Below are 24303 nucleotides of genomic sequence, written 5' to 3'. Positions count from 1 at the left end.
AAAGTCATACTTGTTACTGGTAGAGCAAACTGGGCGTTGTATCAGCGCGGATAAGCCGGGATATATAGAGCATCATTTACCTCCTATTCTTGAAAGGCTGAATTTCGAACCGGAAAAATGGTTAAAACTAACAACTCAATTTGAAAACTTATTTCATGGAGCTGCAGGTCGAGTGGGTGCTATTGAAAGTTATTGTATTAAAACAGCTCGCAAGCGACGAAGTAACATTACAAATAGCCGAACTTTATTAGCGAGTTAAGTTTCTAGGTTTATTTTAACGTAATTTCAAATCGCTAGTATCTTCACGCTTTAAATTTAATTGTTTGAAATAATTAGCCCTAGAAGGCTAAAGTCAAAGCTCTATTCTCTCTGAAGCACACTAGCTAAACATAATTACAGAATAAGTTTAGTAATTTTTTTGACTCACCTTTATATTTTTAAATTACTGCCTTCAGATTTTAAAAATACAATAGTTGTTGGTTTTAAATGACTGTCCCTTTAAAAAGGCTTTACGAACTCTGAAGTGACCTCTGGTAAAAAATCTATAGGTATAAATTATTAACCTTGAATGGTGTGGTGTAGTTTAGACTTTAGTTTTTATCAACTTGGCGTTTTTTTGGTTACATACTGTTGAACTTAGAGATAGTATGTCGGTCCGAACAGTACCTATAAAATCATTATTGAAAACTACAGTAGAGGATAATGGAAATATCCGATACTATTGTTCACATAGTTAACAAAAAAGACATATAAAAATGGGAGTTTTATGCAGTTAGTCGATTTAAATCCACATGATCCTGAAGTAGTAAGCGTGTTTTCTGATATAGACCGACTCATAAACTCACTATACCCTGTTGCTACCGCTCAATCTTTAAGTGTTGAAGAGCTAGCTGAGCCTAATGTTTATGCTATAGGCTTAAAAAATGAAGATGGTATCGTTGCATGCGGCGCAATCGTTATGCAAGAAGGCAACCCTCCTTATGGTGAAATCCGCCGCTTATATGTAAAACCAAGCTACCGTGGTAAAGGGTTATCACGTCGAATTATGCAGATATTATTACATCAAGCTGGTGAGCAACTAATACCGCTTATTCGTCTTGAAACAGGTCCTAAACAAACAGAGTCAATTAGCTTATATGAAAACTTAGGTTTTAATCGTTGTGGTCCGTTTGGTAATTACAACGAAAATCCACAAAGTTTGTTTATGGAGCTTGGGCTAAATCAGTAATTTAGGTGGTAAGCTATGTTTTAGTGAGGTCATCTTTATTTATAAATTCACCTTACAACTATTGGGCTTTGTTACGCTCTTTCTGATTGCTGCTTGTGGTGATAGTTCACAGATATCCATTACTTCTCAGAGTCGGCAACCAGACCTTATTATTAATAGTACTAAGCTCTATTTAAACTCATGCTACAGTCTTTCTGGTGTCTTCAACCATAATGGCACTATAAAAACAAAAGTTATTCTTATATTTCCTACTCGTCCTTTAAGTATTTGCGCTGATAAGCAATCGCAGCTGAATTTTGATGGCACCTATCTTACTGTAAGAATTTGCCGCACCTCTTTTGGCGCAGGAGGTTGCGGTGTTGAAAAATATCGTACAAAAGACTACGAAAACTGGCAAGAGTACATAGGTATTACTTGGCATGATAATAAGCAATATGAAGCGTGGAGACGGTTAGGGTCAAATTCTTCAGCCGCTGATGAAATCACAAAAGTAATACCAGCCCATTAAAATCAATATGAAAAGGTAATCTACCCGTATATATTTTCTACAGTGACTGTCCCTTTGAATGTGATCCTATTAAATACTATTTTCAGTGACTGTCCCTTGAAATAGGGTTTAAAAACATTCAGGGATGTTGATTAGCTTTTCACATCAAAAATCACTCGTTACGAGTAAAAATTCTTGTTGGACTTGAATCACTATTTTTCTTTTAATGCGCGGCAACAACCCTTGCCGAATTCGGCACTACTAAAATAAAAGAGAAAGATAGATGAAAGAAACAACATCACTAGAACAAGCTCGCACGAGTTACAATGTTCGTCATTGGAGCCAAGGTTTCTTTGGTATTAATGATCAAGGTGATGTGTATGTTGCGCCAAAGGCCCATGCCCCAGAGCAAACCATTGCACTAATCGATATCGCACAGCAATTACAAGACAAAGGCTTAAGCTTGCCTGCGCTAGTTCGTTTTCCACAAATTTTACATCATCGTGTACATAGCTTATGTCAGGCATTTAACACGGCGATTGAAAATTATGGTTATCCGAAAGACTATTTGCTTGTTTACCCAATTAAAGTAAACCAACAGCGTGAAGTTGTTGAAGAAATTGTTGCAAGCCAAGCTGATATTGAAAAGAAACAATTGGGTCTAGAAGCGGGCAGTAAACCTGAGCTATTAACTGTATTAGCAATGGCAGAAAAAACCAGTGCTGTTATTGTGTGTAATGGCTATAAAGACCAAGAATACATTCGTTTAGCACTGATTGGCGAAAAGCTAGGCCACAAGGTTTACATTGTTCTTGAAAAACTGTCTGAGCTAGACATGGTGCTTAGCCAAGCAAAAGAGTTAAACGTAAAGCCACGCATTGGTATTCGTGTACGTTTAGCGTCGCAAGGTAAGGGCAAGTGGCAAGCAAGTGGTGGCGAAAAATCAAAATTTGGTTTGTCGGCATCGCAAGTACTCAGTGTGGTTAATCGCTTAAAAGCGTCTGATCAACTTGATCTGATCCAACTTGTACACTTTCACCTTGGCTCGCAAATGGCAAACATCCGCGATGTTCGTTTAGGTGTGAGTGAAGCTGCGCGTTTTTACTGTGAGTTACGCAAGTTAGGTGCACAAATTGACTGTTTAGATGTGGGTGGCGGTTTAGCGGTAGATTACGACGGTACTCGTAGCCAGTCTCATAACTCAATGAACTACAGCCTAAGTGAATACGCTAATAACATTGTATACACCATCGGTGATACCTGTAAGTTATATGAGCAGCCAATGCCGCGCATTATTTCTGAATCAGGTCGTGCGTTAACAGCGCACCATGCTGTATTGATCTCGAATGTTATCGGCACCGAAAGCTATGTACCTGAAGACATTCAAGCGCCAGCCGCTGATGCACCCCTATTGTTAAAGAATATGTGGACATCATGGCAACAGTTAAGTGGTGACAATGATGACCGTGCATTAATTGAAATCTATCACGATAGCCAAGGCGATTTAGCCGAAGCACATAATCAGTTTGCACTTGGTTTGTTAGATTTAACAGAGCGAGCATGGGCGGAGCAAGTTAACTTACGTGTATGTTATGAACTAAACAAACATATGGATAACAAAAACCGTTTTCATCGCCCGATTATTGATGAATTAAATGCGCGTTTAGCAGATAAGTTTTTTGTGAACTTTTCATTGTTCCAGTCATTACCGGATGCATGGGGTATTGACCAAGTGTTTCCTGTTCTACCGCTAAGTGGTTTAACAGAAGCACCACAAAAACGAGCCGTGTTACTTGATATTACCTGCGATTCAGACGGTGCTATGGAGCATTATGTAGACGGTCAAGGTATTGAAAGCACATTACCTGTGCCAGCATTTAGCGAAGAAAAACCTTACTTAATGGGTTTTTTCTTAGTGGGTGCTTATCAGGAGATTTTAGGTGACATGCATAACTTATTTGGCGACACACACAGTGCAATTATAAAAATGGATGAGCAAGGTCAAGCGCAAATCACTGAAGTTAACGAAGGTGATACCGTTGCAGACATGATGCGTTACGTACATTTAGATGTAGAAAGCTTCCAGCAGTCTTACGCCCAGCTGGTGGCAGCTAAATTGCCAGAAACTGAGCAGCAAAGCGTATTAGATGAGCTGCAAACTGGCTTAAATGGTTACACTTATTTAGAAGAGTTATAAGCAATGTCGACATTGTTTGACCACACAGATCATTCATTGTACTCAAACGGCATGACGTTTTTACGTCAGCCAATGGTGCAAAACATCACTGCAATCGATGCCGATGTAGTGGTGTTAGGTCTACCCTTTGATTTGGCGACCTCAGGTCGCCCTGGTGCACGTTTAGGCCCTGACGCAATTCGTCGTGCCTCAGTGCACCTGGCATGGGAAGAAACCAAGTACCCATGGACGTTTCCGTTGTTTGAGCGTTTAAAATTAGCTGATGCGGGTGATTTTACTTACCCAGTAGGCGACCCAGAATATTTTACCGCGCAGTTAGAATTAGCCGCTGAGCAAATTCTTCGTCAAGGTAAAACATTATTAGGTTTAGGTGGCGACCACTTTGTGACTTTGCCGCTACTGCGTGCCCATGCTAAGCAACATGGTAAGATGGCATTAGTGCATTTTGATGCCCACACAGATACTTACAGCAATGGCTCTCGCTATGATCACGGTACCATGTTTTATCATGCGCCGATGGAAGGGCTTATTGATGTTGATCACAGCATTCAAATCGGTATTCGTACTGATTTTGATCAAAGCAAACATGAGTTTGCAGTGATTGATGCAATGGCAGCTAATGATTTGCCTGCACAAGATATCGCAGAGCAAATTAAAGCACGTGTGGGTGACTTACCTGTGTATCTAACCTTTGATATTGACTGCCTTGATCCCGCATTCGCTCCAGGGACAGGCACTCCAGTATGTGGTGGCTTAACCAGCGATAAAGTACTCAAAGTACTTCGTGCATTGAAAGGCATTAATATGGTCGGTATGGATGTGGTTGAAGTATCTCCATCCTATGACCAAAGTGAACTAACAGCGATTGCTGCAGCGACCATTGCCAATGAGTTATTACACTTATGGACTTTGAAGCATAAATACTAAATGAGAGAGACAAAGAGCGCCATTAGGCGCTCTTTTTTTTGATATTAAATTAAGCAATTAAGCGCTTCGAACATCAACCTTTAATTTAAGCTTTTGCCCAGGTTGAATGTATTTTTGCCCAGCTAATGAATTCCATTTAATAATATCTTCTACAGACACATTAAACTTAGCAGCAATGCGCGCTAACGAGTCACCACGACGAACTTTATAGGTAATGGTGCGCTCTTTGATTTGTGTAGCAGCAAGTTGTGATTTTTCTTGCTTATACACAGTTAGCTTTTGACCAACACGCAGTACCGCGTCTTTTTTCAGCTTATTCCATGTTGCAAGTTCAGCTATGGTGACATCGTACTCACGGCTGATATCCCACAGTGTATCGCCACTAGCCACTTTATGGCTAAGTTTTTTACGTGTTGCTTTATTAGCTGCCATACGCACTGACTTTGGTAAATGCTGGCTATTAATCTCACCATCGCTTAGTGGCACAAGTAATTGCTGACCAACACGAATAGTATTCGATGAAAGCTTATTCAGTGTTTTAATCGCGTTTGTGCTTGTCGAAAACTTCTTCGCAATCACAGATAAACTGTCACCGCGCGCAACAATATATTGCTGCCAGCGTAGGCGGTCTTTTTGCTCTGTTTTAGCTAGCTTGTCAGTAAACGCTTCAACTTTATCAGACGGTAATAATAAAAAGTGTGGGCCATTAGGATCCGTCGCCCAGCGATTGAAGCCAGGGTTCAAACGATAAAGCTCTGTTAAGCTAATACCTGCCATGTCAGCGGCAAGTGCTAAATCAATTTGGCTCCCTACATTAACTGCTTCAACGACTTGAGCATTAATTATTGGCTGCCACTTAACACCAAATTCGTCACTGCGTTTTACTAGATCAGACAGCGCTAATAGCTTAGGTACGTAGGCAGTGGTCTCTCTTGGTAAATCAAGTGACCAAAAATCCGTTGGTAAATGCTTTTTACGGTTCTTTTTAATGGCACGCAGTAAACGACCTTCACCTGAGTTATAGGCTGCAATGGCATTTAGCCAATCGCCTTCTAAGGTTTTGTGTAGATATGATAAGTAATCTAGCGCTGCGCGGGTCGATTGTACAATGTCACGGCGACCGTCATACCACCAGTTTTGTTTTAAATCGAAACGCTCACCGGTTTGTGGCATAAATTGCCAAATGCCAGAAGCACTGCGATGTGAATAACCAAATGGGTCAAACGCACTTTCTACAATAGGTAAAAGCGCGATTTCGATTGGCATTTGACGCTTTTCGACTTCTTCTACAATAAAGTATAAGTAAGGCTCAGCTCGCTTAGAGATACGATCTAAATAGGCCTGATGACGCGCATAATAGTTACGCTCAGCAACAACTGGGCGGTTTTGTGGCACATCAATCGAAAGCTGATAGCGAATACGTTCCCATACATCATCAAATACAGGAGGCGGCTCATCAATATCGGTTAATTGTTGATATTGAGCGTTGATCATCAATGCATCATTGATATCGCTCGGACTTGCGCCGTCTAATTGTTGCTCAACATTATTGCTCGCAACATCTGTACTTGCTGAATCAGAAGCTGTCAATTGACAGCCACTTAAAATCAGCGCAAGTGATAAAACTAAAGGAGACTTATACATATATACCCATACATCAGGTAAAAAAACTCGGCGAATATTACCTGCTCTGAGAACATATTGCCACTTTATGACCAGTTTATGTCAGCTTATTATTGCAAGATGCTGATCTAAATATACAAAATTGTAACTACCGGCGTTTACGTTTTTTAAAAGTTATCTTTCCAGGCTCTGAGACCTGCAAAGCGTTGCCAAGGTTCATTCAGATCCAAATTAATTTTTAGCTCATCAGGCAGCTCATCAGTGATTGTTGCTATATTGCTACGTAAAAATGGATTTATTTGTTTTTCAACACCTAATTGAGTTGGTAAACTTATTTCGTCTTTGGCGCGCAGCGTATCAACGTCATCACTGTAGCTGAGTAAGTACTCATTGTTTGGTTCTACAGCTTTTGCGAAGGCTAAGTTGGCTTGCGTGTATTCATGGGTGCAGTAGATTTTACACTCATCTGGTAAGGCTCTTAGTTTACATAACGAGTGCCACATTTGTTCTGCGCTGCCTTCGAATAATCGTCCGCAGCCAGCACTAAATAAGGTGTCGCCAGTAAAACTTAATTCGTCGTTAATGTAACAAATATGGTCTAGGGTATGGCCAGGTGTTGCAAGTACGGTAAAGGTGTAATCATACACAGTGACTTTATCCGCTTCTGATACGCCATGAGTAATGCCTTTAAAAGGGCTGTGTCTTGGCCCATAAACCGGAATATCACGAAATTCCTTAACCAGTGCAGCCACACCATCGGTATGGTCATAATGGTGGTGAGTAATCAAAATACCGCTAAGTGTTAAGTTATGCTCGCTCAGATAGTTTAAAACAGGCTCTGCTTGACCCGGGTCGACGACCCAGGCTGTTTGCTCAGCTTCATTGCTGATGCACCAGATGTAATTATCAGAAAAGGCTTTAATTGCTTTAACTTGCACCATGTTTAATTGCTCTATAAAGTGATAGTTAACACACAGTATAACGAGCTCAGAAAATGAAACCAGCCCTTAGTTTTCAAGAAGGTCCTAAGCCATACACTTGGCAGCAGTTCCCTCATGGTGACTATTTACGCGCTGAAATTGAACGTAAGCTAACACCATGGCTGCCTCGCATGTTTGGCTATCACATGCTCAAACTTGGTAATTTAAGTGGTGAGCTGGCAACCAGTGAAAGTCCTATAAAGCATCAAGTTTGCGTCGCAGAGCAGGGGTTATTTACCGGTGTTATTGCTGATGTAGACGAGCTACCTTTTTATGAGCACAGTGTTGATGCTTGCATATTATCGCATTGCTTAGAATATCATTCTGATCCACACCATATCTTACGCGAAGCACACCGTACTTTAATTCCCGGTGGCTATCTGGTGATCACGGGCTTTAACCCGTTTAGCTTGTGTGGCTTGGCGCAGCTTTTACCTTTTAGTCGCCAAAAGTTACCTTGGACAGGGCGCTTTTTTACGCCATCACGAGTAAAAGACTGGTTGAATCTATTAGGCTTTGAGATTATTTCGGACGAGCGATTTATCCATTCATCGCTTGCAAGAGGCAACCGTTTGTCACGTTTTGCGGCGTGGCGCAGTTTTGGCCAGCAATATTTAAAGCCAATGGGCAGTGTGTATATGCTGGTGGCTCGAAAACGTGTGGCCCCGCTGACACCAATTAAACCTAAATGGCATGCAAGGCCGCAATTTTCGCCAGTGAAAGGAGCTGGGCTCAGGCAAACATCAAAGCAGCACTGTGAGCGGGATAGTTAAATAGTGTTGTTGCGTGTCTGTTTTACTTGGATACTGACCTGCACGAATATTTAATTGAATAGAAGGGTGCAACAGCTTTGGTACTGCCAAGGTTGCATCGCGGCCTTCCCGAGTCGCAATAAAGCTTTGTTTATCGCCTTTTAAATGAATGTTTTGCTCACGCTGCTCTTTCACTGTGGTTTTGTTCGCCAGCGGACGGCCATCTGGTTGATAGTCATGACACATCCAAAGTACCGTATCGTCAGGAAACGCTAAAATTCGCTGTAGTGAGTCATATAACTCACCGGCACTGCCACCTGGGAAATCACAGCGGGCAGTGCCACTGTCTGGCATAAAGAAGGTGTCACCAACAAATACATTGCCATCAATGTGAAAACACACGCTGTCAGGGGTATGGCCCGGTGTGGCAATTACATCTACTGTGTAATCACCTAATTGAAATTGTGCTTTATCAGTAAATAGAGCATCAAAAGGTTCACCATTACATGGCATATCAAGATTATAAAGTTGGCTAAAGTGCTGTTGCACTTGTGTGATCCCTTCACCCGTGCCGAGTTTACAAGGGTGTGTGTCGTGTAATTGCTGCTTTATATAACTTGCTGCGGTGATATGGTCAGCATGGGCATGAGTTTCAAGGAGCCATTGCAATGTCAGCTGCTCAGTCTTTATGTAGCTGATGATCTCATTGGCTGTGATAAAACTTAACTCACCACTTGGCATATCAAAATCAGCTGGCGCATCAATCAGCAAGCACTGCTTAGTGCTTTCGCAACTGACTAAGTAACAGAGAGTGGCGCTTTGTTGATGAAAAAAAGAGTGAATGCGCAGAGCCATAATGAATCCTTTATATTTTGTTATATCCAAATCTTATAACATATAACAAAAATATAAAACGACCTGCGCCAAGTTTATTTCAAGGGGCTTTAATTACCGTCGTAACCAGTATCTTCAAGTAATTGATCGCTGCCAGCTGCTTCGCGGGCAAGATCGTCAACAATCTCATTGTATTTATTGCCGCTATGGCCTTTTACCCAACGCCACTCTACGCTGTGTTGTTGGCAGGCCGCATCGAGTCGTTTCCATAAATCGACATTCTTAACTGGTTTTTTAGCCGCGGTTTTCCAGCCGCGCTTTTTCCAATTATCAACCCATGACTCAATACCTTGTTTCACATATTGGCTATCGGTTGTCAAAATGACGTGACAAGAGCGGGTGAGGGTTTCAAGTGCAACGATAGCAGCGAGCATTTCCATCCGATTATTTGTTGTTAGGGTATAGCCTTGGCTTAATTGCTTTTCGTGACCGTTGTATCGCATCACGATGCCATACCCTCCAGGCCCTGGATTTCCTAAACATGATCCATCGGTGTAAATCTCTACGGTTTTCTGCACTGTTTTACCTTGATATTGTGTACAATAAAGTGAATATAGAAAGATACCAGAGTCAGGCTTAAGACGATATGGCACATAGACAAATAGTTTTAGATACAGAAACCACGGGTATTGACCCAAAGCAAGGCCACCGCATTATTGAAATCGGTTGTGTTGAACTTGTAAATCGCCGTCTTACTGGCAACAACTTTCATGTGTATATCAATCCACAACGTGAAATAGAAGAAGAAGCAATAGACGTTCACGGTATCACCAATGAATTTTTGCGTGATAAACCCCTGTACCACCAAATTGCCCATGAGTTTTTAGAGTATATTCGTGGTGCAGAGCTTGTTATTCATAACGCAGCGTTCGATATCGGCCACATGGACAATGAGTTTGCATTGTTAAATCAAGGTTTTCCGAATACTGCCGATGTATGTAGTGTACTTGATACGTTAAAAATGGCGCGTGACTTGCACCCAGGTCAAAAGAATAACCTTGATGCACTTTGCCGTCGTTACGATATTGATAACTCAAAGCGTACTTTACACGGCGCTTTACTGGATTCTGAGATCTTAGCCGATGTTTACCTGTCGATGACGGGAGGGCAAGTAAAGCTGAATCTTAATCAAAATAAAGATGAAGGCTCAACTCAACAAGCTGGTGGTATTCGCCGACTAAGTGCTGATAGAGCACCGCTTGTGGTATTAAGAGCAACAGAACAAGAGCACGCCGCTCACGAAGAGCGTTTAGACTTGGTTGCAAAGGGTGGCCAATGCCTATGGCGTGCAGAATAAGGTAATAAAATGAGAAAACAACTACTAGCAGGATTAGTGTGTTTAATTCCCTTCACGGGATTTGCCAATGAGCAAAATAAAATAACCCCATTAGAACGTGATGGGGTGCAAAATGAAATTCCCCTGCTAGAGAACCGTTTTCGTATCGATCACAAAATCGATAAAGTAACTTTACTCTTCTTTCGTAAGCGCGGTGCCCCTGCCGTTGTGTTAGTTCGCCCTGACGGCACTAAGTATTATGCAACTGACTCAGTTAAAAATGATGACCTCGACTGGTATGATGAATTGAGCTATGACTTGGTAACGATAAGCAACCCAATGCCAGGCCCTTGGCAAGTGGTCGGCAGTATCCTGCCTGATAGCCGTATTATGGTGCTGGGTGAAATAGAGCTTAATGTTGATCCACTCCCGCCCATGCTGTTTCGTGGCGAAACAGTAAAACTAACGGGCCGCGTATTAAATGACGGTGAGCCAATAGAAGTTGGTCAGTTTAGAGATGTGATCAGTTTGCACGTTGATTTTGTCAGCACTAATAATAGTGATTACGCAAACTTTGGTGCAGGTACGCAAAGTGTTACTGACTTTAAAGATGATGGCCGTGGCTTTGATGAGCGTCCGCTTGATGGTGTGTTTACCGGTGAGTTTAAACTGGTCTTTCCGGCAGGTGAGTGGCAGCCAGAGCTATATATAGAAACGCCTATACTAAAGCGTACCGTGGTGCAAAAACCGATAGTCGTGCATGAGCCGCCTTTTGATTATGAAATAGCCCTTGCTGAGCAAGATGAAGATGACCACATTTTAACAATCACCTTAAACCCTGAAATCGTCAAACCAGAAACTGTGCTCATTCAAGGGAAAATTTATTACCCTAATAATGAAGAGCAAATGTTCTCTTTAGATGCTGATAAATCGCAGACACGGGAACTGGCCATTAAAAATTATGATTGGGGACGATACAGTGTTGAGCTCTCTGTATTTGGTAGCAACATAAATGACCGTGAATTTATGGCGACGTTACCGACGTATAAATTTGAAATTGAGCGACCAATTGAAGCTGTACCAGAAATTGTTCGCCCTGAAATTGATTTAGAAGCGCAAGCTGAGCAACAACGAATTCTTGAAGAAGAACAAAAAGCGTCCACCATGTTGATGGTGACCTTAATTGTTGTTGGAAATTTAACCGTACTTTTATTAGGTTGGCTGGCAATTAGAATTTTTGTTCAGAAGAAACCGCTGAAATTTAAAATTTCTTTACCGTTTTTAAAGAAAAAAAATCAAACCGAAAATGATGAGCAAGCAACGAATGAAAATGAAGTTGGCAAAAACGGCTCAAAAAATGATAAATCAGGTGAAATTTTAAACCTTTCGATGTCAGATGACTAAAAAACCTGTAAAAATACAAAAAACCCCTTGACGAACTAGAGGGTGATTCGTATTATTCACGCCGCTGTCAGGGGAGACTCAGTCAGCAACGAAAATGTGGAGTGGTAGTTCAGTTGGTTAGAATACCGGCCTGTCACGCCGGGGGTCGCGGGTTCGAGTCCCGTCCACTCCGCCAATTTTCGACAATTTGTAAGTATGCGCTGGAGTGGTAGTTCAGTTGGTTAGAATACCGGCCTGTCACGCCGGGGGTCGCGGGTTCGAGTCCCGTCCACTCCGCCAATTACTTGCACAACTTATGGTTGTAAAACATTTTCCTTTGCGGAGTGGTAGTTCAGTTGGTTAGAATACCGGCCTGTCACGCCGGGGGTCGCGGGTTCGAGTCCCGTCCACTCCGCCAATAGGAAAAATAAATAGCATTAAATACTGCGGAGTGGTAGTTCAGTTGGTTAGAATACCGGCCTGTCACGCCGGGGGTCGCGGGTTCGAGTCCCGTCCACTCCGCCACTATTTAAACGCTATTTTATTACAAAATTTGTATCGCGGAGTGGTAGTTCAGTTGGTTAGAATACCGGCCTGTCACGCCGGGGGTCGCGGGTTCGAGTCCCGTCCACTCCGCCAACAAATTAAGTAATAACAATGATATCTCTGCGGAGTGGTAGTTCAGTTGGTTAGAATACCGGCCTGTCACGCCGGGGGTCGCGGGTTCGAGTCCCGTCCACTCCGCCATTTGATATCATAAACAAATTAAGTGCATTACCCCATGCACATACCACTGCGGAGTGGTAGTTCAGTTGGTTAGAATACCGGCCTGTCACGCCGGGGGTCGCGGGTTCGAGTCCCGTCCACTCCGCCATTTGTTTTCCTCAAGCAAATGATTATATAAGTCTTTACACTACGCCTTAGTATTTCCTTATACTGAAAACGTATCTCGTATCTCGTATCTCGTATCTCGTATCTCGTATCTCGTATCTCGTATCTCGTATCTCGTATCTCGTATCTCGTATCTCGTATCTCGTAAATTTCTTCCTATCTTGCTAATATTCTTCATTATTCCTATTTATTCAGCTTCTTATATCTGCATGAATAGCAAAGAATGGCGGCTCCACAACAAAAAGGAAATGCGTTATGAGTACATTCGGAACACAACTAAAACACTATCGCAGTGAGCTAAAACTAAGCCAACCAGAATTTGCTGAGCAAGTTGGAATAGAGCAAAGCTACCTTTCAAAACTTGAGAACGATAAATCAGTGCCTTCAAACGACACATTTCGTTCAATATTAACGGCGCTCAATCTAACAATTTGCGACTTTATGGAGCCATTAAAACATTCTGTAGATAAAGCGAGATTGATTAATGTGCCTGACATTGAAGCTTGGTATAAGCAACAAAGTAATAAGCAATTCATTAAACAGCGCTCATTAATCTATATTGCGATACTGTTAAGTGCGCTAGGTTGCGCCATGTTTTATTTAGGGCATCAAGAAAAGCTATTCAATACAACGTTCTATGAGTACAAATCATATGGTGTAGTGAAAGATAATGAACCAGATGGCATTTTTCATGATTGGCGAACGCTACTCGTAGAACAAAGCCGCGAGAAAATAGATGCTAAACGTCGAGAAATGATTAGCAGGCATGATTTTAAATTTATTATTTCAGCGGACTATAAAGGTATTTCGTTTGTAGAATCTGGCGAGCAAGGCAGGCGCTTATATAGCCTTACTTCAAAAACACCTATTATCAAGCCCCATAAAGGCCATGTGTGGCTTGAGTTTATAGGTATCTTATTGCTTGTAGTTGGTGCAGGTCTCATAACATTTGAGAGTAAACTGACAAGACAGCATTAATGAGTTGTAGAACCTGACGCGTGTTAGCTTGCGTCAGGATCTCGAGGAATTAAATGTGCAAATTGCTGCTGGTGGATTTGTTCATATAGGGTAGCTGCATAGCTTTGCGCATCATGTAATCTGCGCGTACTGATGTGTTTTCTAAGATCATCAAGTGCAGCCGTTGCAGGTTCATAACCTTGGCTACTTGCCAGACTTAACCACACCGCGCCATGAAAAACACTGTGTGGTACACCTTGCCCTTTGATGAAAAACAGCCCCATATAAAATTGCGCCCTATGGTTACCGGCCATAGCTGCTAAGCGCATCCATTTGGCAGCAAGGGGAGGCTGTTCATTTTTTAAATAATACAAAGCTTTGTTTAGTACGTTTTCAACAGATTGAGTACTTTTATTTGGCGCCGACCCTTTATCGGGTTGGGTAATAAAGGCAAGTACATTATCAAGCTGTTGCTCTAAATCTAAGCCTACTGGCGAATTATCAGACATAGTTTAGTTATTTTCTTGAAATAAAAGACCTTATTAGTTTAGAACATTGCAAGGTAAAATGTCCTCTTATTGAGATAAAATATGATAAAATTAGCCAATTAATCTCAACTTAAAGTTCAACATGTTCGAAAGACTTTTCAAAATCACTGAAAACAACACCTCTGTGCGCCGCGAGACTATTGCTGGCATCACAACATTCATTACCATGGTTTACATTGTATTTGTTAACCCTGCCATGCTTGCAGAAGCGGGAATGGATCAAGGTGCGGCATTCGTAGCAACCTGTATTGCTGCTGCAATTGGCTGTTTTATCATGGGTTTATGGGCAAACTACCCATTAGCACTGGCTCCGGGTATGGGCTTAAACGCCTTCTTCACTTATGGTGTTGTTTTGGGCATGGGCTACACTTGGCAAGCTGCATTAGGTGCAGTTTTTATGTCTGGTTGTATCTTTTTATTCTTAAGCCTATTTAAGGTGAGAGAGTGGATCATAGACGCTATTCCACTGGTATTAAAGCGAGCTATTGCCACAGGTATCGGTGCTTTCTTAGCGCTTATTGCATTGAAAAACGCTGGGATTATCGTAGCAAGCCCTGCAACCTTAGTGCAGTTAGGCGATATCACAGCCCCAGGTCCACTACTTGCGATTTTTAGCTTTTTTGTTATTGCAGCACTGTTATACCGCGATATGAAAAGCGGCGTACTTATCAGTATTTTATTAGTAACCGCAATTGCGCTTGGTTTAGACCTTGTGGAGTATCAAGGAATTATTTCAATGCCGCCTTCAATTGCACCAACCTTTATGCAATTGGATTTTGCAGCAGCATTCGAAATCTCAATGCTAACAGTGGTATTTGCGTTCTTATTTGTTGATTTGTTTGATACTTCAGGCACTTTAGTTGCTGTAACGCAAAAAGCAGGTATTGCTGATGAACAAGGTAAAATGCCTCGTTTAGGTCGTGCATTAAGCGCTGACAGCACAGCTACCATTGCAGGCTCAATGCTTGGTACGTCAACAACAACGTCTTACATTGAATCAGTAGCAGGTGTGTCTGTGGGCGGCCGTACAGGTCTAACTGCTGTTGTTGTAGGCATTTGTTTCTTGTTAATGATGTTCTTTGCGCCACTTGCTGGCATGATCCCAGCTTATGCAACGGCAGGTGCAATTTTATATGTAGCTGTGTTAATGATGCAAAACTTAAAGCTGGTAAATTGGGATGATATGACAGATGCCATTCCAGTGAGTGTGGTATTATTGATGACGCCGTTAACTTTCTCGATTGCTCACGGTATTGCGCTTGGTTTTATTTCTTATACTGCAGTGAAGTTGGTATGTGGTAAAAAAGATGAAATCAGTATTAGTGTGTGGGTATTAACAGCGCTGTTTATTGTTAAGTTTGCGTTTTTATCTTAATTTTCACAAAGCAAAGAAAAAGTGGTTTACCACTTTTTCTTTGGTGCGAATAACACGTCTAAATCGTCCTGCTCTTGTTCTGCTTTCTTCTTTAGTGACGTCGCATTTGATGCTTTCAACTCAGAGCTAATCGTTTCTAAATAACCTTCAACTTCTTGTCTTTTCGAGTTTACATATTCATCGCTATAGCTAACTGAGTTAAGCGTTGCCAGTGCTTTTTCGAAATACTGTCTGGCAGAGCCCACCATATTTGCTGAGCGAGCTGAAAGCCCACGCTTAATTTGGCTTTCTACGTTGATTCGAAGTTGTAGTTTTTCAAGGCGTTTATCTTCGGCAACAAATATTTGACTCTCGATTTTACCTTTACTATGTTCAGAGCGTAGCACTGCCCTTAGTTTTTTTATTCCTTGAATTAAAGAAATAAGCTGCTTATCGTTGTCTGGTAACACTAATGAGTCGCTATTATTCGCCTCAATTGGACCCGCTAAACGCTGTTTAGCTTCATTTAAGCGACTTTTGAGTTCCTTAGAACTTGGAGAGAGTTGTACCATACTTGCAAGCGCATCATATATACGGCGCTGAATAATACGTAGAATATTCTCAGACATGGGAATATTGGCACTGTTAAGCAGCACGTCTTCTGCCTCTTCAATGATTTTCTTTTGTTTAGTTAACTCTTTGCGGCGCTCTGCTTCTTGTTTTTCTTTGTGTTGTTGCACAGCACTGACCCATAATGCGATCACAATTAATGCAACAATGAGCATGATGATGATAGAAACAATCATTACTAAATCTCAGTTTTAACTATCTAATTTTTTTATATTACCTTAAAAAGATTAGATCTGAACAGTTTTGCGGTAGTTATCTCGAATAAACTTATTAAGTTTACTACTTTATAATGAGTATAGCGCTAAACTAACATCTTTATTGAATATTTTGCGAGTAAACACGGCTACCGAGCATTAATTTAATGTGTTAGCCTTAGAAACAATCGATATAAATGTATAGCGCGATGAAATATCGCTTGGCATTGCGCTTTGCAGCCTTTATAAATAAACAATAACAACGTTTACAATGCAGCCATGAAACTACAACAACTCAGATATATAGTCGAAGTCCAAAATCATAAACTGAATGTCTCAGCGACAGCCGAAAGTTTATTTACCTCGCAACCGGGGATCTCGAAACAAGTTCGTATGCTTGAAGACGAACTGGGCGTACAGATCTTTGGCCGTAGTGGCAAACACCTTACCCATGTAACCAGTGCCGGTAACGAAATAATTAATATTTCGCGAGAGATATTGTCGAAAGTTGAAGGTATTAAAGCGGTTGCTAATGAGCATACTTTGCCTGACCAAGGTAAACTTAACATTGCGACTACTCATACTCAGGCTCGTTACGCATTACCGAATGTTATTCAAGGCTTTATGAAAAAGTACCCGGCAGTGTCTCTGCATATGCATCAAGGAACGCCACAGCAGATTTCTGATGCGGCAGCACGCGGTGATGCTGACTTTGCCATTGCGACTGAGGCACTACATTTATACTCTGATTTAGTTATGTTGCCGTGCTATCACTGGAATCGCAGTATTGTTGTGGCAAAAACACACCCACTTGCGCAAAAGGCTGATAACTTAACGGTTGCCGATGTGGCTAAATACCCACTGATAACTTATGTGTTTGGTTTTACTGGTCGTTCTGAATTAGATAAAGCCTTCAATGCTCATGGCCTTGAGCCGCATATTGTTTTTACTGCAACGGACGCTGATGTAATTAAAACTTATGTTCGTTTAGGGCTAGGTGTGGGTGTTGTGGCGTCTATGGCGATTGATCAAATAACAGATACTGATTTAGTCTGTATTGATGCAAGTCACTTATTTGAAGCGAGCACCACTAAAATTGGTTTTCGAAAAGGCAGCTTCTTACGCAGCTACATGTATGATTTTATTGAGCGTTTTGCCCCGCACTTAACGAAAGAGCTGGTTGAACGAGCAAGTTTATTACGTAACCAAGAAGATGTTGATAAGCTATTCGAAAACATTGAGTTACCAGTAAAATAGAGATAAGAAAGCCGCTTTAAAGCGGCTTTTTATTTTGCTTAAATTAACACTCGATGATATTAACTGCTAAGCCACCGCGAGCGGTTTCTTTGTATTTCGTTTTCATATCATTACCTGTATCGAGCATGGTTTTAATGACCTTATCAAGGGTTACTTTTTGCTCGCCAGAACCACGCATTGCAAGGCGTGACGCATTAATTGCTTTAATTGAGCCCATTGCATTACGTTCAATACACGGTACTTGTACAAGACCGCCAACAGGGTCACAAGTTAGACCTAGGTTGTGCTCCATGCCGATTTCAGCGGCGTTTTCAACCTGTACAACATTACCACCCATGATTTCAGTTAGTGCACCCGCTGCCATTGAGCAAGCAACGCCCACTTCACCTTGACAACCAACTTCAGCACCCGAAATTGACGCATTCTTTTTATATAAAATACCAATTGCTGCCGCCGTTAATAAGTAACGAGTAGCAATATCACGGTCTACTTCTTTAATGAAAGTGTGATAATACATTAATACTGCTGGCAAAATACCTGCAGCACCATTGGTTGGTGCGGTAACAACACGGCCGCCGGCAGCGTTCTCTTCGTTTACAGCAAGGGCAAATAAATCAACCCAGTCCATCGCACGTAATGGGTCGTTGTTTACTTCAATATTTAATTTAAGGTGTAAACTTGGGGCACGGCGCTTTACTTTTAATCCGCCTGGTAAAATCCCTTCTGTACGCATACCACGCTCAATACAGGCTTTCATTACTTGCCAAATATTAAACAGCTCATCCTTGATGTCTTTTTCGCTGCGCAGGGTTTTTTCGTTATGCATCATAAGTGTTGATACACTAAACCCTGATTCACGGCATAGCTCTAATAACTCTTTAGCCGTGTTAAACGGATAAGGCGCTGGGTTTTCTTCGCGAATTTCGAGTGCTTTTTGTTTTTCGTTCTCGAACTCTTCATCACTGACGATAAAGCCGCCACCGATTGAGTAATACACTTTGCTGAATAACTTTTCGCCATTTTGGCTAGCAATGATTTCCATTGCATTTGAGTGTTTTGGTAGAGTTTTACGACGATGAAATACAATCGCACCTTGCTTAGGGAAATTAGCTTTATGGCTTTGGTTTAAATAAATAACCTGCTCTTTTTCGATTTTTGCGAGGATATCGTCGACTAAATCAGCATCAATGGTTTCTGGATCATAACCGGCAAGGCCTAAGATCACAGCTTTACCAGAGCCATGGCCAATACCTGTTTGACCGAGTGAGCCAAATAGCTCAACTTTAATATCGGTGACGTTTGCAAGTAAGTTTTTTTCTTCTAGTTCGTTTACAAATAAACGCGAAGCGCGCATCGGACCAACTGTGTGAGATGACGATGGGCCAATACCAATACTAAACATATCGAATGCACTGATCATAATTTGCTACTCATTTTTCTATTAACGGCATACTACCTGCCTTTGAACGGTGCCACATGATAACGTTTAAACGTGTCTGTGTAACCCTAAAAGCAGGATAATTAAACTGGTAGGGCGAGCTGTTTTATAAAGTTATTAATTATGCTCGCTGTTGCTCCCCAAAGCAGTCCATGGGGGGTCATCAAACCTTGCAAAGTAATGGTTTTACCATTTCGCACAAAGGGAAGGGGTTGCCAATTTCGTTGATTACTTAAATAAGATAAGGGCAGTAAAAAGCTGGCAGCAACTTCGTTGGGATCTGCTTGCCATGTTGTGCCTTCACTAAGCACACACACAAAAGGCTCAATAGTGAAACCGGTTAGGGTCGCGTACTGATGTAATTTACCGTGGACAGTCACTTGATGTGTGCCAATATTAAGCTCTTCATTGAGCTCTCGAAGGGCTGTGTGCAGCAAAGTGTCATCTTGTTCTTCATACTTTCCACCCGGTAAGCAAATCTCCCCGGGGTGATGAAGTAAATAACTAGGTCGCTTGCACAATAACAAATGCGCTTCGTCGTTAACATCAAGCAGAGGTAACATTACGGCACTGGCACGCTTTTCGGCATTAAAGCGTATGGTTGCTGGGCGCTCTGTGGTTTGACTTAAACTAAAACGGGCAATTATTTGCTGGCTATTCAAGGTAGTTACTTCAACTTTTACTTTAATAAAGGCAGTATTTTATTTACTTTATCGTAAGTTTCTTGGTACTCCAAGTCGACCTTTGAATCAGCCACAATGCCACCGCCAGCCCAGCAATAGATTGCACCTTTGTGGCACACTAAAGTACGGATTGTGATACTGGTATCCATGTTGCCACAAGCACTCAAATAGCCAATTGAGCCGCAGTACACACTTCGGCGATGTGGTTCGAGTTCTTCAATAATTTCCATAGCGCGAATTTTCGGTGCTCCGGTAATTGAACCACCCGGGAAAGCGGCATGAATTTGGTCAACGGCATCTTTACCATCTGCTAACTCTGCGCGTACAGTACTTACTAAATGATGTACAGCCGGAAAGCTTTCAATGGCAAATAACGAGGGTACGGTGACACTACCTGGACGAGCCACTTTGCCTAAATCGTTGCGCAGCAGATCAACAATCATGACATTTTCTGCGCGGTCTTTTTCAGATTGTTGTAAACGAGTTGCTTGCGCTTGGTCTTGTTCAGAGTCAGCCAAACGAGGGAGCGTTCCTTTAATTGGCTTGGTTTCTATTTGGCCCTGATTAATCGAAATAAAACGCTCTGGTGAAATAGATAAAATAGCGCCATCAGGGTGATTTATATAGCTTGAAAACGGTGCTTTATTCGCTTCTCGAAGTTGTTTATAGGCTTGCCATGTTGAACCAGAAAACTCAGCTTTAAAACGCTGTGCAAGGTTGATCTGATAGCAGTCACCACTTTTTAAATAAGCTTGAATTTTCTCGAACTTTTCGCTGTAGCTGGCTTTACTCATGTTTGATTGCCAGTCGCTTTGTAGCGCGAATTCTGCACTTGCTGGTGTTTCGTTTAGGTGCTGCTGGTATAGCGCTAAGCGATTATGATTTGGCTGACAGACGTAAAACCAGCTTTGCTGTTGCTTATCATAAATAAGGGCATCTGGATAAAGGCCAATAGCCATTTGCGGCATGTTAATGTCGTTTTCGGCAGTAGTTGGCATGCTTTCAATCACGCGACCTAAATCATAACCAAAATAGCCAAGCCAACCACCTGTAAAAGGCAGGTTATTAGCGTTTGCTGTGTGATTAAATTCCTGAAGGCCTTCTTTCATCAAGCTAAAACAATCACTTGATTGTGCTTTGCCGTCGACAAAGCAGGTATTTTCACGCACTTCTAATTGCTTTAATGGGGCAATAGCGATGATATTGAAGCGGCTATTCACATGTTCGCTATTGGCTGAATCGAGCAACACGGCATGGGGCAAATGAGCAAAATGACTAAATAGCGCGATGCAATCACCACTTAAATCTAATTTTATGCACAAATTTTCATCGTTTATCATCTACATTGCCCTGAATAACTAGCCCGAAACGGGCGAGGAGGGTATCATAAGTTAAATTTGATTGGCAGCGTTATGATTTCCTTTATAGTGATGCCATGACTAACCCGTAGAGTAAATCTTCGTCACCGGTTTACTCAGGATCACGTACAGCGCTACGCGATAAAAACTTAAGGAACCCGTAATGAGTACAATTCGTCAGCAAGACTTCATTGATAGCATTGAAGATGCATTGCAATACATTTCTTTTTATCACCCTCTCGATTTCGTACAAGCCTTAGAAAAAGCTTACAACAAAGAGCAAAGCAAAGCGGCAAAAGATGCCATTGCGCAAATTTTAATTAACTCTCGTATGTCTGCTGAAGGTAAACGTCCACTGTGCCAAGATACAGGTATCATTACTTGTTTCGTAAAAGTAGGTATGGATGTTAAGTGGGATAAAACAGACATGACTGTTCAGCAAATGGTTGATGAAGGTACACGTCGCGCATACTTAAACCCAGATAACCCATTACGTGCATCAATTGTTGCAGACCCAGCTGGTACGCGTAAAAACACTAAAGACAACACACCATCAGTTGTTCATATTGACTTAGTGCCAGGCGCTGAAGTAGAAGTAATGGTGGCAGCGAAGGGCGGCGGTTCAGAAAATAAAACGAAAATGGTTATGCTTAACCCATCTGATGATGTGGCTGCATGGGTTGAGAAAACATTACCAACCATGGGGGCGGGCTGGTGTCCACCTGGCATGCTAGGTATAGGTATTGGCGGTACTGCAGAAAAAGCTGCGGTACTTGCTAAAGAATCATTAATGGATCCGGTTGATATTCACGAGCTAATTGAGCGCGGCGCTGAAACAACTGAAGAAAAAATGCGTATCGATATCTTCGAACGTGCTAATAAGTTAGGTATTGGTGCTCAAGGTCTTGGTGGTTTAACAACCGTAGTTGATGTGAAAGTTAAAACGGCACCGACTCACGCAGCATCAAAACCAGTGGTAATGATCCCGAACTGTGCAGCAACGCGTCACGTTCACTTCACATTAGATGGTTCAGGCCCAGCCGATCTTAAAGCGCCTAAACTTGAAGATTGGCCAGAAGTTACATTTGAAGTAGGCGAAGGTACACGTCGTGTTGATTTAAACACACTGACTAAAGAAGACACGCAAGAATGGAAGATGGGTGAAACGGTTCTTCTGTCTGGTACTATCTTAACGGGTCGTGATGCCGCGCATAAACGTTTACAAGATATGATCCAATCAGGTGAAGGTTTACCTGAAGGCGTTGATTTTGATAACAAGTTTATCTACTACGTTGGCCCTGTAGATGCAGTGGGTGATGAAGCGGTAGGTCCTGCTGGCCCTACAACTGCGACTCGTATGGATAAATTCACTGATATGATGTTAGAAAAAACGGGCATCATCGGTATGATTGGTAAAGCAGAGCGTGGTCCTGCTACAGTAGAATCAATCAAAAACAATAAATCTATCTACTTAATGGCAGTAGGTGGTGCAGCTTACCTTGTATCTAAAGCAATCAAGAAAGCACGTGTTGTTGCGTTCGAAGATTTAGGTATGGAAGCAATCTACGAGTTTGAAGTAGAAGATATGCCAGTAACCGTTGCTGTTGATAGTGAAGGTGCCAATGCGCATACGCAAGGCCCTGCTATTTGGAAAGCAAAAATTGAAGAACTTGATGGCAAATTAAAATAACCATCTTGAAACTCTTTTCATAAAACGGCGCACCTGCGCCGTTTTTTTTCAGCTCTGACCAGTCTCAGCTATTTCTCTAACATCTCTTTAAAAGCTGATTTTACTTGGCTTTATCGGCATAATTTTTTTGTCACTTTTTCTTTACGCTATACTTTACCTTTACGTTCACGTAATAAAGTTGGCGATGTTAATATTTTGTTTTGAATTAACAATGCTTAATGCGTACGTTGACTGGTATATTTTTTCCATAAAGTGTTAGTTTTTGAGTTGTTATTTCGGCCTGAGAACTTTGCTTAGTTTTATCATCTCATTTAGTGGTAAGGGAGCATACGAAGTGATAAAGTCTCGGCACTTTCAGCGCTCACACCCCTTTAGGGTAAGAAAATTTCGGAGTATTTAACTGTGGCTGTATTTAATAAAGTCGACTTTGATAACCACGAGCAAGTGGTGTTTTGTTCAGATAAAGAATCAGGCCTAAAAGCTATTATCGCGGTTCACAATACCAAATTAGGTCCAGCGGTTGGTGGTTGCAGAATGTGGGACTACACAACTGATGAAGATGCTGTTACTGATGCACTTCGTTTATCAAAAGGTATGACCTACAAAAATGCTGTGGCACGTTTACCATTTGGTGGCGGTAAGTCAGTGATCATCGGTAATGCTAAAGAAATTAAATCAGAGCAACTTTTCCGTGCATTTGGTCGTCAGTTAGAGCGTTTAAGTGGTAGCTACTATTCAGCTGAAGATGTAAACATCACTTGTGATGATGTGGCTATCATGAATAAAGAAACTAACTATGTATTAGGCCTTGAAGGTAAAAGTGGTAACCCTTCACCGTTCACAGCATATGGTACATTCTTAGGTATTAAAGCAGCTTTACAACATCAACGAGGTCATCAAGATCTTGCTGGTATCAAAGTAGCCGTGCAAGGCTTAGGTGCAGTAGCATATGGCCTTTGTAAACACCTACATGAAGCGGGCGCAACATTATTTGTAACAGATATCAACGAACAAGCTGTTGAGCGTGTTGTAAATGACTTCAATGCAACGGCTGTGGGTATTGATGAAATCTACGACTTAGATGTTGATGTGTATGCACCATGTGCACTTGGCGCAACGGTGAATGACACGACTATCCCGCGTTTAAAAGCAACAATTATTGCAGGTTGTGCGAATAACCAATTAGCAGAGTCTCGTCACGGTGAGATCATCCGCGAAAAAGGTATTTTATACGCACCAGATTACGTCATTAACGCAGGTGGTATCATCAACGTTTATTACGAAACTGCACCAGCAGGTTATAGTGCAGAAGCATCAACGAAGCACGTTGAAGGCATTTTTGATACGCTAACAGAAATCTTTGCTCGCTCTGAAAAAGAGCAAAAGTCGACGCATTTAATTGCCGATGAACTCGCATTAGAAATCATCGAAAACGGCTTATAATTTAGTAAATCGATAAATTTACAGGTAAAAAGGTGCGCAAGTCGCACCTTTTTTGTCTCTGTTATTTATCGCAACAAAATGACGAAGGCTAACTATCTCGGTACACTCGGTTT

General features: G+C 41.7%; 21 protein-coding genes, 7 tRNA genes and 1 pseudogene. 20 read left to right on the top strand and 9 right to left on the bottom strand.

What is annotated here, in order from left to right; all coding sequences use genetic code 11:
• From BIZ38_RS21670 to speB, 5 genes and pseudogenes are all read left to right on the top strand, one after another.
• Positions 1-259, top strand: a pseudogene (locus BIZ38_RS21670) (hypothetical protein); the annotation flags it as partial.
• A 507-nt stretch (positions 260-766) separates the two neighbouring features.
• On the top strand, positions 767-1228 hold the full coding sequence (locus tag BIZ38_RS16445) for a GNAT family N-acetyltransferase (protein WP_054551633.1): 462 nt from the start codon (positions 767-769) through the stop codon (positions 1226-1228).
• Between the two features lie 61 nt (positions 1229-1289).
• Positions 1290-1736 (top strand): hypothetical protein, encoded by a 447-nt coding sequence (locus BIZ38_RS16440; protein WP_187490764.1) that lies wholly within the window; start codon positions 1290-1292, stop codon positions 1734-1736.
• Positions 1737-1998: 262 nt separating this feature from the next.
• Positions 1999-3912, top strand: coding sequence for a biosynthetic arginine decarboxylase (gene speA / locus BIZ38_RS16435; RefSeq protein ID WP_054551631.1), 1914 nt, complete (start codon positions 1999-2001; stop codon positions 3910-3912).
• A 3-nt stretch (positions 3913-3915) separates the two neighbouring features.
• Positions 3916-4839 (top strand): agmatinase, encoded by a 924-nt coding sequence (gene speB / locus BIZ38_RS16430; protein ID WP_054551630.1) that lies wholly within the window; start codon positions 3916-3918, stop codon positions 4837-4839.
• Positions 4840-4896: 57 nt separating this feature from the next.
• Here speB and BIZ38_RS16425 read toward each other — a convergent pair whose 3' ends face one another.
• Positions 4897-6483, bottom strand: coding sequence for a LysM peptidoglycan-binding domain-containing protein (locus tag BIZ38_RS16425; RefSeq protein ID WP_138601830.1), 1587 nt, complete (start codon positions 6481-6483; stop codon positions 4897-4899).
• 146 nt (positions 6484-6629) lie between these two features.
• On the bottom strand, positions 6630-7403 hold the full coding sequence (gene gloB / locus BIZ38_RS16420; RefSeq protein WP_187490763.1) for a hydroxyacylglutathione hydrolase: 774 nt from the start codon (positions 7401-7403) through the stop codon (positions 6630-6632).
• Positions 7404-7456: 53 nt separating this feature from the next.
• Between gloB and BIZ38_RS16415 the strand changes: the two genes are divergently transcribed.
• Entirely contained in the window at positions 7457-8215 is a 759-nt protein-coding gene (locus BIZ38_RS16415) for a class I SAM-dependent methyltransferase (RefSeq protein ID WP_054551627.1), read from the top strand.
• Here BIZ38_RS16415 and BIZ38_RS16410 read toward each other — a convergent pair.
• Positions 8186-9049 carry an MBL fold metallo-hydrolase gene (locus tag BIZ38_RS16410; RefSeq protein ID WP_187490762.1) on the bottom strand — a complete coding sequence of 288 codons (864 nt, stop codon included), beginning with the start codon at positions 9047-9049 and terminating at the stop codon, positions 8186-8188. The two genes, BIZ38_RS16415 and BIZ38_RS16410, sit on opposite strands and share 30 nt — an antisense overlap.
• An 89-nt stretch (positions 9050-9138) precedes the next feature.
• Positions 9139-9606, bottom strand: coding sequence for a ribonuclease HI (gene rnhA, locus BIZ38_RS16405; protein ID WP_054551625.1), 468 nt, complete (start codon positions 9604-9606; stop codon positions 9139-9141).
• A 68-nt stretch (positions 9607-9674) separates the two neighbouring features.
• Between rnhA and dnaQ the strand changes: the two genes are divergently transcribed.
• The 10 genes from dnaQ to BIZ38_RS16355 all read left to right on the top strand — a co-directional run bounded on the left by dnaQ (position 9675) and on the right by BIZ38_RS16355 (position 13616).
• Positions 9675-10385 carry a DNA polymerase III subunit epsilon gene (gene dnaQ, locus BIZ38_RS16400; RefSeq protein ID WP_054551624.1) on the top strand — a complete coding sequence of 237 codons (711 nt, stop codon included), beginning with the start codon at positions 9675-9677 and terminating at the stop codon, positions 10383-10385.
• A 9-nt stretch (positions 10386-10394) separates the two neighbouring features.
• Positions 10395-11768: a TIGR03503 family protein gene (locus BIZ38_RS16395; protein WP_187490761.1), complete on the top strand. Its 1374-nt coding sequence runs from the start codon at positions 10395-10397 to the stop codon at positions 11766-11768.
• 98 nt (positions 11769-11866) lie between these two features.
• A tRNA-Asp gene (locus tag BIZ38_RS16390) sits at positions 11867-11943 on the top strand.
• A 27-nt stretch (positions 11944-11970) separates the two neighbouring features.
• Positions 11971-12047: transfer RNA gene (locus tag BIZ38_RS16385), tRNA-Asp, on the top strand.
• A 41-nt stretch (positions 12048-12088) separates the two neighbouring features.
• Positions 12089-12165, top strand: a tRNA-Asp gene (locus tag BIZ38_RS16380).
• Positions 12166-12195: 30 nt separating this feature from the next.
• A tRNA-Asp gene (locus BIZ38_RS16375) sits at positions 12196-12272 on the top strand.
• A gap of 37 nt (positions 12273-12309) precedes the next feature.
• A tRNA-Asp gene (locus BIZ38_RS16370) sits at positions 12310-12386 on the top strand.
• 31 nt (positions 12387-12417) lie between these two features.
• Positions 12418-12494, top strand: a tRNA-Asp gene (locus BIZ38_RS16365).
• 50 nt (positions 12495-12544) lie between these two features.
• Positions 12545-12621: transfer RNA gene (locus BIZ38_RS16360), tRNA-Asp, on the top strand.
• A gap of 272 nt (positions 12622-12893) precedes the next feature.
• Complete coding sequence (locus BIZ38_RS16355; RefSeq protein ID WP_138619351.1) at positions 12894-13616, top strand: helix-turn-helix domain-containing protein; 723 nt, start codon at positions 12894-12896, stop codon at positions 13614-13616.
• A gap of 23 nt (positions 13617-13639) precedes the next feature.
• Here BIZ38_RS16355 and BIZ38_RS16350 read toward each other — a convergent pair whose 3' ends face one another.
• Positions 13640-14104: a sel1 repeat family protein gene (locus BIZ38_RS16350; RefSeq protein WP_054551621.1), complete on the bottom strand. Its 465-nt coding sequence runs from the start codon at positions 14102-14104 to the stop codon at positions 13640-13642.
• A gap of 121 nt (positions 14105-14225) precedes the next feature.
• Between BIZ38_RS16350 and BIZ38_RS16345 the strand changes: the two genes are divergently transcribed.
• The gene (locus BIZ38_RS16345; RefSeq protein WP_054551620.1) at positions 14226-15518 is read left to right on the top strand and encodes an NCS2 family permease; all 1293 of its coding nucleotides are present in this window, start codon (positions 14226-14228) and stop codon (positions 15516-15518) included.
• A gap of 26 nt (positions 15519-15544) precedes the next feature.
• Here the strand turns inward: BIZ38_RS16345 and BIZ38_RS16340 are convergent, their stop codons facing one another.
• Positions 15545-16303 (bottom strand): hypothetical protein, encoded by a 759-nt coding sequence (locus tag BIZ38_RS16340; protein ID WP_187490760.1) that lies wholly within the window; start codon positions 16301-16303, stop codon positions 15545-15547.
• 297 nt (positions 16304-16600) lie between these two features.
• Here BIZ38_RS16340 and cysB point away from each other — a divergent pair, with 297 nt between their 5' ends.
• Positions 16601-17578: an HTH-type transcriptional regulator CysB gene (cysB, locus tag BIZ38_RS16335; protein ID WP_054551618.1), complete on the top strand. Its 978-nt coding sequence runs from the start codon at positions 16601-16603 to the stop codon at positions 17576-17578.
• A gap of 43 nt (positions 17579-17621) precedes the next feature.
• Here the strand turns inward: cysB and BIZ38_RS16330 are convergent, their stop codons facing one another.
• From BIZ38_RS16330 to pabB, 3 genes are all read right to left on the bottom strand, one after another.
• Positions 17622-18998, bottom strand: a complete 1377-nt coding sequence (locus tag BIZ38_RS16330) for an L-serine ammonia-lyase (RefSeq protein WP_054551617.1) — start codon at positions 18996-18998, stop codon at positions 17622-17624.
• A 101-nt stretch (positions 18999-19099) separates the two neighbouring features.
• A complete protein-coding gene (locus BIZ38_RS16325) occupies positions 19100-19678 on the bottom strand; it encodes an NUDIX hydrolase (RefSeq protein WP_187490759.1) in 579 nt (192 codons plus the stop codon).
• Between the two features lie 17 nt (positions 19679-19695).
• A complete protein-coding gene (gene pabB / locus BIZ38_RS16320; RefSeq protein WP_187490758.1) occupies positions 19696-21039 on the bottom strand; it encodes an aminodeoxychorismate synthase component I in 1344 nt (447 codons plus the stop codon).
• 181 nt (positions 21040-21220) lie between these two features.
• Between pabB and BIZ38_RS16315 the strand changes: the two genes are divergently transcribed.
• Both BIZ38_RS16315 and BIZ38_RS16310 read left to right on the top strand, forming a co-directional pair.
• Positions 21221-22747, top strand: coding sequence for a fumarate hydratase (locus BIZ38_RS16315; RefSeq protein ID WP_054551614.1), 1527 nt, complete (start codon positions 21221-21223; stop codon positions 22745-22747).
• Positions 22748-23149: 402 nt separating this feature from the next.
• Positions 23150-24190 (top strand): Leu/Phe/Val dehydrogenase, encoded by a 1041-nt coding sequence (locus BIZ38_RS16310; protein WP_054551613.1) that lies wholly within the window; start codon positions 23150-23152, stop codon positions 24188-24190.
• The last annotated feature ends 113 nt before the right edge of the window (positions 24191-24303 follow it).

The organism is Pseudoalteromonas sp. BZK2, assembly GCF_014349195.1.
GTDB classification, from domain to species: Bacteria; Pseudomonadota; Gammaproteobacteria; order Enterobacterales; family Alteromonadaceae; genus Pseudoalteromonas; species Pseudoalteromonas simplex.
The sequence above is the reverse complement of the archived record's forward strand: the minus strand, read 5'-3'. Positions and strand labels throughout refer to the sequence as shown.